At 44.7% G+C, this 13,620-nt stretch carries 14 protein-coding genes; 13 read left to right on the top strand and 1 reads right to left on the bottom strand.

Translation table 11 applies throughout. The features are described 5' to 3' along the window. The first annotated feature begins 3 nt into the window (after positions 1-3). From rsgA to I2483_RS04820, 3 genes are read left to right on the top strand one after another with little or no spacing between them, the layout of a single operon-like run. Positions 4-897: a ribosome small subunit-dependent GTPase A gene (gene rsgA, locus I2483_RS04830; protein ID WP_207174153.1), complete on the top strand. Its 894-nt coding sequence runs from the start codon at positions 4-6 to the stop codon at positions 895-897. Beyond that, positions 890-1,558: a ribulose-phosphate 3-epimerase gene (gene rpe / locus I2483_RS04825; RefSeq protein ID WP_207174152.1), complete on the top strand. Its 669-nt coding sequence runs from the start codon at positions 890-892 to the stop codon at positions 1,556-1,558. The genes rsgA and rpe overlap by 8 nt, the downstream gene beginning before the upstream one ends. After that, positions 1,555-2,208, top strand: coding sequence for a thiamine diphosphokinase (locus tag I2483_RS04820; protein ID WP_207174151.1), 654 nt, complete (start codon positions 1,555-1,557; stop codon positions 2,206-2,208). The genes rpe and I2483_RS04820 overlap by 4 nt, the downstream gene beginning before the upstream one ends. Before the next feature lie 231 nt (positions 2,209-2,439). Here I2483_RS04820 and rpmB read toward each other — a convergent pair whose 3' ends face one another. Further along, positions 2,440-2,628, bottom strand: coding sequence for a 50S ribosomal protein L28 (gene rpmB / locus I2483_RS04815; RefSeq protein ID WP_186671276.1), 189 nt, complete (start codon positions 2,626-2,628; stop codon positions 2,440-2,442). Between the two features lie 469 nt (positions 2,629-3,097). On the opposite strand from rpmB, the gene I2483_RS04810 reads away from it, so the two are divergent. The 10 genes from I2483_RS04810 (at position 3,098) to I2483_RS04765 (ending at position 13,338) form a co-directional block, all read left to right on the top strand. Further along, positions 3,098-3,460 carry an Asp23/Gls24 family envelope stress response protein gene (locus tag I2483_RS04810; RefSeq protein WP_186671275.1) on the top strand — a complete coding sequence of 121 codons (363 nt, stop codon included), beginning with the start codon at positions 3,098-3,100 and terminating at the stop codon, positions 3,458-3,460. 18 nt (positions 3,461-3,478) lie between these two features. Further along, positions 3,479-5,146 (top strand): DAK2 domain-containing protein, encoded by a 1,668-nt coding sequence (locus tag I2483_RS04805; RefSeq protein ID WP_207174150.1) that lies wholly within the window; start codon positions 3,479-3,481, stop codon positions 5,144-5,146. Between the two features lie 138 nt (positions 5,147-5,284). Beyond that, on the top strand, positions 5,285-5,947 hold the full coding sequence (gene sdaAB / locus I2483_RS04800; protein ID WP_207174149.1) for an L-serine ammonia-lyase, iron-sulfur-dependent subunit beta: 663 nt from the start codon (positions 5,285-5,287) through the stop codon (positions 5,945-5,947). A 28-nt stretch (positions 5,948-5,975) separates the two neighbouring features. Further along, positions 5,976-6,884 (top strand): L-serine ammonia-lyase, iron-sulfur-dependent, subunit alpha, encoded by a 909-nt coding sequence (gene sdaAA / locus I2483_RS04795; RefSeq protein ID WP_207174148.1) that lies wholly within the window; start codon positions 5,976-5,978, stop codon positions 6,882-6,884. Continuing rightward, positions 6,871-8,913, top strand: coding sequence for an ATP-dependent DNA helicase RecG (gene recG, locus I2483_RS04790; protein ID WP_207174241.1), 2,043 nt, complete (start codon positions 6,871-6,873; stop codon positions 8,911-8,913). Before sdaAA ends, recG begins: the two co-directional genes overlap by 14 nt. Before the next feature lie 683 nt (positions 8,914-9,596). Next, positions 9,597-10,181 carry a transcription factor FapR gene (gene fapR / locus I2483_RS04785; protein WP_207174147.1) on the top strand — a complete coding sequence of 195 codons (585 nt, stop codon included), beginning with the start codon at positions 9,597-9,599 and terminating at the stop codon, positions 10,179-10,181. Next, positions 10,178-11,170 carry a phosphate acyltransferase PlsX gene (gene plsX / locus I2483_RS04780; protein ID WP_207174146.1) on the top strand — a complete coding sequence of 331 codons (993 nt, stop codon included), beginning with the start codon at positions 10,178-10,180 and terminating at the stop codon, positions 11,168-11,170. The genes fapR and plsX overlap by 4 nt, the downstream gene beginning before the upstream one ends. Next, positions 11,167-12,111, top strand: coding sequence for an ACP S-malonyltransferase (fabD, locus tag I2483_RS04775; RefSeq protein ID WP_207174145.1), 945 nt, complete (start codon positions 11,167-11,169; stop codon positions 12,109-12,111). Before plsX ends, fabD begins: the two co-directional genes overlap by 4 nt. Beyond that, on the top strand, positions 12,111-12,857 hold the full coding sequence (gene fabG / locus I2483_RS04770; protein WP_207174144.1) for a 3-oxoacyl-[acyl-carrier-protein] reductase: 747 nt from the start codon (positions 12,111-12,113) through the stop codon (positions 12,855-12,857). The genes fabD and fabG overlap by 1 nt, the downstream gene beginning before the upstream one ends. 244 nt (positions 12,858-13,101) lie before the next feature. Continuing rightward, complete coding sequence (locus I2483_RS04765) at positions 13,102-13,338, top strand: acyl carrier protein (RefSeq protein ID WP_067211315.1); 237 nt, start codon at positions 13,102-13,104, stop codon at positions 13,336-13,338. Positions 13,339-13,620 lie beyond the last annotated feature (282 nt).

Genomic DNA, 13,620 nt, shown 5'->3' with positions numbered 1-13,620 from the left:
AGAATGCCAGAAGGACAAATTAGAAAAGCAATCAGCGGGTATTATTATGTGGAAAATGACGGGGAAATAATTCAATGTCGAGGACGCGGAGTTTTCAGAAACCGTGGTATTCATCCGCTGGTTGGTGATTTTGTGACCTATGTACGTGTTGAAGATAATGATGCGACAGTCACTGAAGTGCATGAGCGCTTCAATGAACTTGTCCGTCCGCCAATCTCGAATGTGCATCAGGCTCTGCTCGTATTCTCCATTGTGGAGCCGGCATTTAGTCAATACCTGTTAGACAGGTTTCTTGTTGTCGTCGAATCATTCGATGTGAAACCAATTATCTGCCTGACGAAAAAAGATCTTGCGAATGCTGATGAACTGAAAATGGTAGCTGAATCAGCGGCGTATTATAAGAAAATCGGTTATGACGTTATCAAGACTTTTATTGACGACCCTAAGCTGACTGACTTGTTGAATCCCTATTTTGAAGGAAAGACTACGGTTCTTGCTGGACAGTCGGGTGTTGGCAAATCGACATTGTTGAACACTGTATTGCCTACGCTTGAATTGAAGACGGGGGAAATATCAGAAGCACTTGGACGCGGAAAGCATACGACGCGCCATGTTGAGTTGCTTGAAATATTAGGTGGTCTTGTCGCAGATACCCCGGGCTTCAGTTCACTTGAATTCGATCATATCGAAAAAGAGGAATTGTCACGTTACTTTGTAGATATGGATGAAGTTGCGCCAAACTGTAGATTCCGAGGTTGCTTGCACTTGAAAGAACCAAAGTGTGCAGTAAAAGAGATGGTTGAGACGGGAGAAATTCCGCGTCATCGCTATGATCACTACTTGCAGTTCATGCAAGAAATACTTGACCGAAAGCCGAGGTATGAAAAACATGATTAAAATTGCACCTTCAATTTTAGCAGCAGACTTTTCAAAGCTTGCCGAAGAAGTAAAAGAAGTGGAAGCGGCGGGCGCGGAACTCATCCATATCGATGTCATGGATGGGCATTTCGTTCCGAACATTACAATGGGAGCGATTGTTGTTGAGGCACTTCGACCAGTAACGAAATTGCCACTGGATGTCCATTTAATGATTGAAAATCCAAACATGTATATTGAACAATTTGCAAAAGCCGGGGCTGATTATATTACGGTACACGTAGAGGCGTGCCCTCACTTGCACCGCACACTGCAATTGATTAAGTCCTACGGGGTGAAATCAGGCGTTGTTTTGAATCCGCATACACCGGTTGAAACGATTCTTCATGTGCTAGATGAAATTGACTTAGTCCTGTTTATGACGGTCAATCCAGGATTCGGTGGTCAGAAGTTTATTCATTCTGTCGTGCCAAAAGTGAAACAGCTAGCCGATATTATTCGTGAGCGAGGACTTCTGATTGAAATTGAAATCGACGGTGGCATTAATGAAGAAACGATTGTACCTTGTGCAGAAGCGGGTGCTACAATCTTTGTCGCAGGATCTGCTATCTACAATGCACCTAATCGTGCTGAAGCTTTACGCCGTATAAAAGCTGCTGGTGAAGGTGCGCTAAGAAAATGAAGGTTGCTGTCGTCTGTGCGGGCGGACCTGATTCAGAAATAGCTGATTTGAGGGAATTTCATCATAAAGATACGGTTTTCATCGGGGCAGATAGAGGTGCGCTTCACTTGTTGCAAAGAGGAATTATTCCTCTTGAAGCAGTGGGGGATTTTGATTCGGTTACGAAAAGTGAATACGATGAGATAGCCGCCGCGGTCCGCATAATCGGTCGATTTCGTTCGGAAAAAAATGAGACCGATACTGAACTTGCGGTAGAACGTGCCCTATCCTACGGTCCAGAACGTGTCATTTTGACGGGGGTTACAGGAGGGAGGCTGGATCATATGGAATCAGCCCTTCATCTTCTATACCGGCTTCAAACAGCTCATAACCATACATCATTTTCAATTCGTAATGGGACGAATGAACTTTCTATACTTACACCTGGAAACTATCAAGTGACGCCGGATGATCGTTTTAAATACATATCCTTTTTTTCATTCGGTGGGGCTGTTAGAGGACTTTCACTTACCGGTTTCAAATACGAAATGGTAGATGCAGTGCTTGAAACTGGCATGACGTTATTTACAAGCAATGAACTGGCTGAGGAAGTCTGTACTATTTCGTTCCATGAGGGCATATGCTTAATGGTAAGGAGTTCAGATTCCTGAAAGGAGTGGGGAATTGCGGGTATATACGTTTACAATGCCAAAGTTTGTTAGTGGAGTCGTACGGAAGTTCATGGTTGCTTTTCAGAAAGATGATTCACCAAAGGCTACTGCAAGCAATACTAAGAATAAAAAAAGGAAAAAAGAAAAAACGTCGGGCTGAAGAAATTCAGCCCGGCGTTTTATTTCTTTAAAGCTTAAAAACCAAGGCGTTTAAGCTTTAATTACAGTCCTTTACACACGTTGAACTTTACCTGATTTAAGGGCTCTAGCAGAGACCCATACACGTTTAGGTTTACCGTTAACGAGAATACGGACTTTTTGAAGGTTCGCACCCCATGTACGACGAGTAGCGTTCATTGCGTGAGAGCGCGCATTGCCTGCACGGGCTTTGCGACCTGTGATAACACATTCTTTAGACATAATAGTACCTCCTTGCGAATGTTGATTAAGTGATTTACTTCTTTATTCGCATACCATAATAATGTATCATATGCGTAAACGTGTTGCAACCTTTTTTGTGACATCTTTCAAGGTAATTACCTTTACACGTTTAACTTTATTCAGCAAAAATTCTTCCGCACCTACAAATGAAGAGTTAAATGCCAACGATGCTTATAATTCTACGGGGGTCAAACCGTTGCATAATAGTGGAACTCTGGCTAAGATCGCTGCGTCCTGCGGCAACGCCTGAGTAACCAACAGGGAGGAATTGAAATTCATTCCTCCTTATTGTCGCAAGGATGCGATGTTCATAGGTTAACTTCTATTTATTTAATCTGGACGCAAATACACCGCGGCGTATTTGATAGTCGTAGAATTGCTTTCTTTTATTATTATAACAGGTATAGTACAATGGGGTTAGTGAAAAAGGATCCAGGGGGGATTACACATGTCAATCGAAGTGAAGAACGAATACGGCAAAATTGCTATTACGAATGACGTCATTACCCAGATAGTTGGGGAGGCGGCTATCGAATGTTATGGCATTGTCGGAATGGCTTCAAGGCATCAGATCCGAGATGGCCTTACTGAAATCCTTGGGAAAGAAAATTTCACGCGGGGAGTCATCGTCCGTAATATTGGCGATGATACGCATATCGATATGTATGTCATTGTCGGATATGGCACTAAAGTCTCGGAAGTCGCCTATCAAGTACAATCAAAAGTGAAGTATACATTGAAAAAGACAGTCGGCATGACTGTTAAATCTGTTAATATTTTTGTCCAGGGAGTCCGAGTGACGAACCTGTAAGAGGAGGAAATAATTTCTATGAAAACCATAGATGGCTTGAAATTCGCGGAAATGATAAAGCTGGGTGCCCACCATCTTTATCAAAATGCAGATTATGTCGATTCACTAAATGTTTTTCCGGTACCTGATGGTGATACCGGTACGAATATGAATTTATCGATGACTTCGGGAGCGAAGGAAACAGAAGATAATGCCGTTGCTCATATCGGTCAAACTGCACAAGCGTTATCGAAAGGATTGCTGATGGGTGCGCGTGGTAATTCTGGCGTTATTCTTTCACAGTTATTCCGCGGTTTCGGAAAAGCGATTGAAAATGAAGCAACTGTCAATGGAGTACAATTTGCAGCTGCCTTGAAGTATGGTGTTGAAACGGCCTATAAAGCGGTTATGAAACCTGTTGAAGGAACAATTTTAACTGTCGCAAAAGATGCTTCTACTATCGGAGTTGAAAAAGCTGCGTCGACAGATGACATTATTGAGGTAATGGAAGCCGTAGTAAAAGAGGCACAAGCTTCACTTGAACGAACGCCAGATCTATTGGCGGTATTAAAGGAAGTTGGCGTCGTTGATAGTGGTGGACAAGGTCTCGTTTACGTATATGAGGGCTTCTTGGCATGCTTAAAAGGCGAAGAACTTCCAGCAAGAACTGTAGTCGAGTCCATGGATGATTTAGTAAGTGCGGAACATCATCGCACTGTCCAAGGTTTCATGAATACGGAAGACATTGAATTCGGATATTGCACGGAATTCATGGTGAAGTTTGAGGATGATAAGCTGCAATCGAATCCATACGACGAATCCCAATTCCGACAAGGTCTAAGTCAATTCGGTGATTCTCTACTTGTTATTTCTGATGATGAAGTTGCGAAAGTACATATCCATACAGAAGAACCGGGTGACGCACTTAGTTACGGGCAGAAATTTGGTTCTCTTATTAAAATTAAAATTGAAAATATGCGTCAGCAACATCTTGAAATCGTCGGCGAAAATTATTCGGTACAAAATTCGGCGAAAAAAGAAGTTGTTAAACATCCATACGCGGTCGTAACCGTTGCGATGGGGGCTGGGATTTCTGAATTACTGAAAAGCGTAGGTGCCTCTGCCATTATTGAAGGCGGGCAGACGATGAATCCGTCGACAGAAGATATCGTCAAGGCTATTGAAGCAGTTGGGGCTGAGCGAGTACTCATCTTACCGAACAATAAAAATATTATTATGGCAGCGCAGCAAGCGGCCGATGTAATTGGTATTGAAGCAGCAGTTGTTCCTACAAAAACAGTGCCAGAAGGACTTGCTGCTATACTTGCATTCAATCCGGAAGCGGAAGTGAGTGTAAACGTCGCGGCGATGACTGAAGCTGCATCGTTCGTGAAAACTGGACAAGTTACACATGCAGTAAGAGATACGTCGATTGACGGCGTTGAAATTACAAAAGACGACTTCATGGGTATTTCAGGCGGTAAGATTATTACATCTGCACCTTCACTTGAAAACGTCATGAAAACATTATTGAACTCTATCATTGATGAAGATGATGAAATTGTAACAATTATTTATGGCGAAGACGTTGGTGAGGAAGATGCTGCTGCAATCGCAAGTTATGTAGAGGATAACTTTAATCACGCAGAAGTTGAACTTTATAACGGAAAACAGCCGTTGTATCCATATATTATTTCAGTTGAATAAACCAGTAACGAGCAGTGCGCATGTAGAAAGCCGCACTGCTTTTTCCTTGCGTCGACAAGGAACAACATCTTTTGTCTTTACAGCAAATCTCATGTAAAATGAATACTAGTACGTGCTTATTAATAGGGGGTAGCGTTTATGAAATTTAGATCAGTTTTCGATATTATTGGACCAGTTATGATAGGTCCATCATCTTCACATACTGCCGGCGCTGCGAGAATCGGCCGTGTCGCACGAACACTGTTTGGCAGACAGCCGGAATGGGCTCGGGTTCATCTTTATGGTTCTTTTGCAGAAACGTATAAAGGACACGGTACAGATGTAGCAATTATCGGTGGATTATTAGATTATGATACATTCGATGAGCGTATTAAATCTGCATTTGCTGATGCAGAGAAACTTGGTATGACTTTTGAATTTATTCCTGAAGAGGAAGAGGCGGTACATCCGAACACGGCCCGTCTTGTAATTGGGGACAGTGATGGAGTTATGGAGTTGACTGGGATTTCTATAGGTGGCGGAACGATGGAAGTTGTTGAACTTAACGGATTCCCGCTTAGATTATCAGGCCATTACCCGGCACTTCTCATCGTTCATAATGACCGTTCAGGCGTTATTGCAAGCGTTTCCAACGCGATTGCAAAGCTGGATATAAATATTGCACATATGGAAGTTGACCGGAAAGAAAAAGGGGAAATGGCCCTAATGGTGATTGAAGTCGACCAAATGATCGACGCTGCACTGATAAATGAATTGGAGTCATTGCCGAATGTAACGCAAGTATCAACATTGGCAAACTAAAGAGCAGTAAAATAGGAGGAAAACATAGATGGACGTTTTATTCAGTAACGTTAAAGAACTAGTTGCACTTGCCGAGTCACAGAACAAGCCTATTTCAGAAATCATGATTGAACAAGAAATCCTTATGACAAAACGTACAAGAGAAGAAATCATTGCACAGATGGACAATAACTTAACAGTGATGGAAAAAGCGGTAGAAAGAGGATTACAGGGTGTACATTCGGCATCTGGTCTTACGGGCGGCGATGCGGTTCTTATTCAAAAATACATGGCATCAGGAAAATCTCTTTGTGGAGATGTAGTCATGGACGCCGTTAGTAAGGCAGTCGCTACGAATGAAGTGAATGCGGCAATGGGAACAATTTGTGCGACACCAACAGCGGGTGCAGCAGGTATCGTGCCCGGTACTTTATTTGCGGTGAAAAACAAATTGAATCCTACACGGGAACAAATGATTAATTATTTATTTACGTCTGGTGCTTTCGGGTTTGTCGTTGCGAATAATGCATCGATATCAGGTGCTGCAGGCGGATGCCAAGCGGAAACAGGTTCAGCAGGTTCGATGGCTGCAGCTGCAATCGTCGAAATGGCGGGCGGGACTCCACAACAAAGTGCTGAAGCGTTTTCTATCGTAATGAAGAATATGTTAGGTCTTGTCTGTGATCCGGTTGCTGGACTTGTCGAAGTACCATGTGTGAAACGGAATGCAATGGGAGCGGCAAAGGCACTTGTTGGAGCAGATATGGCACTAGCAGGCGTAGTTAGCCGTATTCCGACAGATGAAGTGATTGAAGCAATGCATAAAATAGGTAAGTCGATGCCTTCGGCGCTACGGGAAACAGCTAAAGGTGGATTGGCTGCTACGCCAACCGGAAAAGCGCTTGAAGCGAAGATATTTGGTAAGGATAAGGTAGATAGTGGCACTGTCAATTCATGATTCTGTTACGACGATAAAAGGGGTCGGAAAAGCGGCCGGTGAACAGCTTGAGGCACTTGGAGTTTCAACGCTTCAAGACCTCTTCATGACGTTCCCGTACCGTCATGAAGACTTCAGGTTAAAAGATTTGACTGAAACGCCGCATAATGAACGAGTCACAATTGAAGGAAGGGTCGAAAGCGAGCCTTCCGTTCTTTTTTTAGGGAAGAATAGATCCCGTTTACAAATCCGTCTTCTTGCCGGAAGGCATCTTGTGAAGGCGGTTTTTTTCAATCAACATTACTTAAAAGAGCGTTTGTCACTCGGGACGATTGTCACAGTTACTGGGAAGTGGGACCGGGGCAGGCAAGTGATCAATGTAAGCAACTTCAAGGATGGTCCGAAATCAGATCAATCCGATTTTGAGCCAGTCTACAGCTTAAAAGGTGTTATGCATCAGAAGACGTTTCGACGCTTCATGCGAAGTGCATTGGATGCAGCTGTCGGTAATCATGCGGAATCGCTACCTGCTGATATTCGTGAAATGTATAGATTGCCTGGCATCGAAAATGGCCTTGAGATGATCCATTTTCCAACGAGCCCAGCTGATGTGAAACATGCGAGAAGGCGTTTTGTCTATGAGGAACTTCTCATGTTCCAGCTGAAGATGTTGGGAATGAAAAAAGCGCGAAAAGAAGCCGAGAAAGGTGTAGCAATCGACTATGACCTTGCCAAAGTGAAGACGTTCATCGCAGCTTTACCATTCGAATTAACAGGGGCTCAAAAGCGGGTTGTCAATGAATTATGTGGGGAATTGAAAAGTCCGACTCGGATGAACCGCCTCCTTCAGGGAGATGTTGGTTCTGGTAAGACGGTCGTTGCGGCAATCGCTTTGTATGCTGCTATTACGGCGGGATTTCAAGGTGCTCTTATGGCACCTACAGAAATCCTTGCCGAACAGCACGCATCTACGCTTGCAGAGTGGCTAGAACCACACGGCATTACGGTTGCATTCCTTGCTGGCTCGACAAAGGCAAAGGCGAGAAGGGATTTACTTGAAAAGCTAGAGTCGGGCGAAGTGGATTTACTTATCGGTACACACGCCCTCATTCAGCCTAATGTCATTTTTAAAAATCCCGGGTTGGTTATTACAGATGAACAGCATCGATTCGGTGTCGAACAACGGCGTGTTTTACGAGATAAAGGATTGAATCCTGATGTTCTATTCATGACTGCAACTCCAATTCCACGAACGCTTGCTATCACGGCTTTCGGTGAGATGGATGTTTCCATACTCGATGAGTTGCCGGCTGGCCGAAAACTCATCGAAACACATTGGTTGAAAGAGGATTCTCTTCTTCCAGTTTTGCGGAAGATGGAAAATGAATTAATAGCCGGACGTCAGGCCTATGTTATTTGTCCATTAATCGAGGAATCCGACAAATTAGATGTCCAAAATGCAGTGGATGTCCATAGTCAGCTTTCGACTCATTTTAGTGGTAAATACACGGTCGGTCTAATGCATGGCCGTCTTCATTCGGACGATAAAGATGCCATCATGCGCGACTTCAGTGAAGGTAAAATTAATGTTCTTGTGTCGACGACTGTCGTGGAAGTCGGTGTCAACGTACCAAATGCGACGTTCATGCTTATTTACGACGCGACGCGCTTTGGACTTGCTCAGCTCCATCAGCTTAGGGGGCGCGTAGGTCGGGGTGCTGAGCAATCCTATTGTGTGCTGCTTGCTGATCCTAAGACCGAAGAAGGAAAAGAGCGGATGCAAACGATGACAGAAACGAATGATGGATTTGTTTTAGCGGAAAAGGACCTCGAACTAAGAGGTGCCGGCGATTTTTTTGGGAAAAAGCAAAGTGGAATGCCTGAGTTTAAAGTAGCAGATCCCGTTCATGATTATAGGGCGCTTGAAACGGCAAGGAAAGACGCGGAAAGACTGTTAGAATCACGCCACTTCTGGGAAGATCCGGAATACGGCATTCTTCGCTCACATCTTGAAGAGTCGGGTGCTCTTAGTGGTGATAGGATTGATTGAGACCTACAGGATGTAGGTCATGCAGCGGGGAGGGATTGAACTACATCCCTCCTAATTGCCGCAGAACGTGGCGAACTTAGGCTGCATTCCTTAAAAACGACCGTTTCCGCATTTCAGTGCTGTCCAGTTCCAGGCGTCAGATGCTCGAGTCGCTGGAGGTCCACAGAATAAAGGCAAAGTACGCCTTTTTCCTGTGGACCTCCAGCGCTTTTCGGGGGCCTGCAGGATGCAGGTCATGCAGCCATTGCCGCACGATGCGGTGAACTTAGGCTGCGTTCCTTTTGGCGCCTTCCGCATTCCAGTGTTGTCCAGCACCAACGGTCAGATGCTCGGGTCATAAGCCACTTCGGCTGTGCGGCAAAGGGCGCCGCTTCGCCAAATCGTCTTATGCCTGTCGCGGGCCTACAGGATGTAGGTCATGCAGCTGTTGCCACAGGAAGTGGCGAACTTAGGCTGCATTCCTTAAAAACGACCGCTTCCGCATTTCAGTGCTGTCCAGCTCCAGGCGTCAGCCCCTCGAGTCGCTTCAGTCCACAGGATAAAGGCAAAGTACGCCTTTTTCCTGTGGACCTCCAGCGCTTTTCGGGGCTAAACGACGCCTTCCGCTTTTCTATGCTTGCTTTCTTTTTTCTATTTTTATATACTGCTATTAGTACCAAGTGCTAATCCGGAAGGTGAAACGATTGAGAATGCCTAAAAAGGAAAGGCAACGACTGCTTGGAAAGTTGCTTGAAGAAAATCCGTTCTTGACAGATGAAGAATTGTCGGAACATTTTACTGTAAGTGTCCAGACGATTCGTTTGGATAGGCTTGAGCGTGGAATTCCTGAACTGCGGGAACGGTTGAAAACGGTTGCGTCACGAACGATGAAAGAGGAAGTGAAGTCACTTCATTCCGATGAAGTCTTTGGGGATATCGTTGATATGGAACTCGATAAGAGGGCGTTGTCGATATTCGATGTGACCGAAGATCATGTGTTTCAGCGTAACGGAATTGCCCGTGGACATCATCTGTTTGCACAGGCAAACTCGCTTGCTGTCGCAGTTATGAATGATGATCTTGCTTTGACTGTGAAGTCGACCATTAACTTTTTGAAACCGGTGAAAGCTGGCGATAGAGTTGTTGCACGTGCAGAAGTGAAGAGAGAAAGTCTGGGAGAGAAGCGGACATTAGTCATGGTCGCATCGACGGTCAATGACGAAACGGTATTCACTGGCGAATTTCACATGTACCGGACGACTGATAGGAAGCAGGGGGAATTAAAGTGATCATAGCTGTAGATGGAATGGGCGGAGATCATGCGCCTGGTGAAATTATTGCCGGAGCTCTTAAAAGTCTCGCTGAATTCAATGATATAAGCATACATATTTATGGTGATGAACAGGCGATGGCGCCTTTCTTGAAGGAACATGCCCGTCTAAAAGTTATTCACTGTACAGAGAAAATTGAACCAGACGATGAGCCGGTTCGTGCTATCCGCCGGAAAAAAGATGCGTCAATGGTAAGGATGGCGCAAGCTGTTAAAGACGGCGAAGCTTCAGCTTGCGTTTCTGCAGGCAATACGGGGGCTTTAATGGCGGCTGGGCTATTCATAGTGGGTAGAATTGACGGTATTGAGAGACCGGCCTTAGCGCCGACACTACCTACCGTTGACGGAAAAGGATTTGTCATGCTGGACCTTGGTGCAAATGCGGATGCGAAACCATCTCATCTTGAGCAATATGCAGTTATGGGAAGCATCTACGCTGAAAAGGTGCGCGGTCTTGAAAATCCACGCGTTGGATTATTAAATATCGGAACCGAAGAAGGAAAAGGGAATGAATTGACGAAGGCAGCTTTTGATTTGCTTTCGAAAGCGCCCATCAACTTTATCGGTAACGTTGAGTCACGTGATCTGTTAACGGGTGTGGCGGATGTCGTCATCACAGACGGTTTCACGGGAAATATGGTTCTTAAGACAATCGAAGGAACTGCTTCGGCTTTCTTTTCTATGTTGAAAGAAGTGTATAGCGCTTCCTTGAAATCGAAACTGTCTGCTGCACTTGTGAAAGACGATTTGCGCGGACTGAAAAACAAAATGGATTACACGGAATATGGCGGAGCAGGGTTATTTGGTTTGAATTCGCCCGTTATTAAAGCACACGGTTCATCAAACGCAAATGCTATATTGAACGCTGTCCGCCAAGCGAGAACGATGGTGCAATACGATGTTTGCGGAAAAATCCGTGAAACGGTAGGAAAGGTGGAAACTCGATGACGAAGATTGCATTTATTTTCCCAGGACAAGGTTCACAATCGGTCGGTATGGGAAAAGAGTTCGTGGAAACGCATGAAAAAAGTAAGCAGCTCTTAGAACAAGCAGACCTTGTACTTGATTTCCAACTGAGTAAACTAATCTTGGAAGGACCACAAGATGAGCTGACATTGACATATAACGCACAACCAGCACTCCTCACGGTCGGATCTATGATTGCTTCGCGATTGAAAAACGAAGGCGTTACGCCAGACTTTACGGCGGGGCACAGCCTAGGGGAGTATACTGCGCTTGTTGCTTCTGGTGTTATGTCGTTCGAAGATGGTGTGTCGGTCGTCCGTAAGCGCGGATTGTACATGAATGAAGCGGTACCTGCGGGTGAAGGGGCAATGGCAGCAATTCTTGGACTTGATGGTCAGAAGTTGAAGGAAGTGACGGATGCTATTACAGCAGATGGATTTGCTGTCCAACCAGCCAATTTGAACTGTCCGGGACAAATCGTAATTTCGGGTACGAAAGCAGGCGTCGAGAAAGCGTGTATCCAATTGAAAGAAGCCGGCGCGAAAAGAGCGATACCACTAGATGTAAGTGGGCCGTTCCACTCTTCGCTAATGCAACCGGCGGCAGAAAAACTGCGGGCGGCGCTTGATGAAATCGAGATGAAGAATGCATCTATTCCAGTTGTTGCGAATGTGAACGCTGCAGTTGTTACTAATCGTGAAGACATAAAAGGTTTCCTTGTCGAACAACTTTATTCCCCGGTGCTTTGGGAAGACTCTGTACGTACATTGCTTGACCAGGGTGTTACGCATTTCATTGAATGTGGTCCAGGAAAAGTACTAAGCGGACTTGTTAAAAAGATTGACCGGAGTGCAACAGTATTTCCAGTCTATGATGAAGAGACATTACAAACTGTAATCGAAGCTTCGAAAGGGTGGTCATAATGGGTAGATTTAATGGGAAATCAGCAATTGTCACAGGAGCGTCGCGTGGAATTGGCCGTGAAATTGCACTGCTTCTTGCTAAAGAAGGCGCTCGTGTTGCTGTCAACTACAGCGGTAGCAAGGATAAAGCGGATGATGTCGTTAAGTTAATTACAGAATCCGGCGGAGAAGCGTTCGCTATTCAGGCAGACGTATCCGACGCTGACGATGTTAAAGCTATGGTTGACAAAACCATAGAAATATTTGGGTCAATTGATATCCTTGTCAATAATGCAGGGATTACGAGAGACAATTTGCTCATGCGTATGAAAGAAGACGAGTGGGACGATGTCATTAATATCAATTTAAAAGGCGTTTTCCTTTGTACAAAAGGTGTCACACGCCAAATGATGAGACAACGCGCGGGAAGAATCGTCAACGTTGCATCGATTGTTGGTGTTTCTGGAAATCCTGGACAAGCAAACTATGTAGCAGCAAAAGCTGGCGTGATTGGTTTTACAAAGACAGCGGCAAAAGAGCTTGCTTCACGCAACATTAATGTAAACGCAGTCGCACCAGGTTTCATTACGACGGATATGACGGATGCACTGAGCGAAGAAGTGAAGAATCAGATGTTATCGGTCATCCCGCTTGGTAAGCTTGGCAGACCTGAAGATGTAGCACGTACTGTCCTGTTCTTATTATCGGAGGATGCGGTTTATATTACAGGTCAGACGATTCATGTTGATGGCGGTATGGTAATGTAATAGAGGCGCTTCCACTTTTCCTTGTTGTCCAGTTCCAGCGCCTAGAGGCTCGGGTCATAAGTCGGTCCAGCTATGCAGTCGTTGCGACAGGACGTCGCGCACTTAGACTGCCTTCCTATACCCGTCTTATGCCTGTCGCGGGCCTACTGGATGTAGGTCACGCAGCCGTTGCCACACGATGTGGCGAACTTAGGCTGGGTTCATAGAAGGGCGTTTCCACATATCTTGAAGGGAGGTGACAAATTTGTCAACAGTACTTGAACGTGTAACTAAAGTAATTGTCGACCGCCTTGGCGTCGATGAAAGTGAAGTTAAAATGGAAGCTTCTTTCCGTGACGATCTCGGCGCAGATTCATTGGACGTCGTAGAATTAGTAATGGAATTAGAAGATGAGTTCGAAATGGAAATTTCGGATGATGAAGCTGAAAAGATTGCAACTGTCGGTGACGCAGTTTCGCATATCGAAACAAAGGTAAACTAATTGCAATTCTGATTGAGACACTTTCATCCTTTCTACTTGAAAGGATGAAAGTGTCTCTTTTCGGTTTATGCGAAACTCTTTTTTGCACTATGGCGTTGAAAAGGGTAAAATTATGTGTATTATGTCCAAAACCCCCTAAAACCTTGATGGAAAAGGATTTAGGGGGTTCGATTTGTTATTAAGGCAATAATCCGGCAATAGTCAATAAATGAAATTACCTTTATTGTATTTTTTCGGATATATCTAAAAGGTGATTGTTAACTATTTTTGAAACCTGATCCC

Origin of the sequence: Sporosarcina sp. E16_3, assembly GCF_017347125.1 — a bacterium.
GTDB lineage: Bacteria > Bacillota > Bacilli > Bacillales_A > Planococcaceae > Sporosarcina.
The sequence above is the reverse complement of the archived record's forward strand: the minus strand, read 5'-3'. Positions and strand labels throughout refer to the sequence as shown.

Coding starts and splice junctions, on each gene's coding strand:
- I2483_RS04810 (WP_186671275.1), top strand. CDS start 3,098: ATGTCAATCGAAGTGAAGAACGAATACGGCAAAATTGCTATTACGAAT.
- rsgA (WP_207174153.1), top strand. CDS start 4: ATGCCAGAAGGACAAATTAGAAAAGCAATCAGCGGGTATTATTATGTG.
- sdaAA (WP_207174148.1), top strand. CDS start 5,976: ATGGACGTTTTATTCAGTAACGTTAAAGAACTAGTTGCACTTGCCGAG.
- rpe (WP_207174152.1), top strand. CDS start 890: ATGATTAAAATTGCACCTTCAATTTTAGCAGCAGACTTTTCAAAGCTT.
- I2483_RS04820 (WP_207174151.1), top strand. CDS start 1,555: ATGAAGGTTGCTGTCGTCTGTGCGGGCGGACCTGATTCAGAAATAGCT.
- rpmB (WP_186671276.1), bottom strand. CDS start 2,628: ATGTCTAAAGAATGTGTTATCACAGGTCGCAAAGCCCGTGCAGGCAAT.
- sdaAB (WP_207174149.1), top strand. CDS start 5,285: ATGAAATTTAGATCAGTTTTCGATATTATTGGACCAGTTATGATAGGT.
- fabD (WP_207174145.1), top strand. CDS start 11,167: ATGACGAAGATTGCATTTATTTTCCCAGGACAAGGTTCACAATCGGTC.
- fabG (WP_207174144.1), top strand. CDS start 12,111: ATGGGTAGATTTAATGGGAAATCAGCAATTGTCACAGGAGCGTCGCGT.
- I2483_RS04805 (WP_207174150.1), top strand. CDS start 3,479: ATGAAAACCATAGATGGCTTGAAATTCGCGGAAATGATAAAGCTGGGT.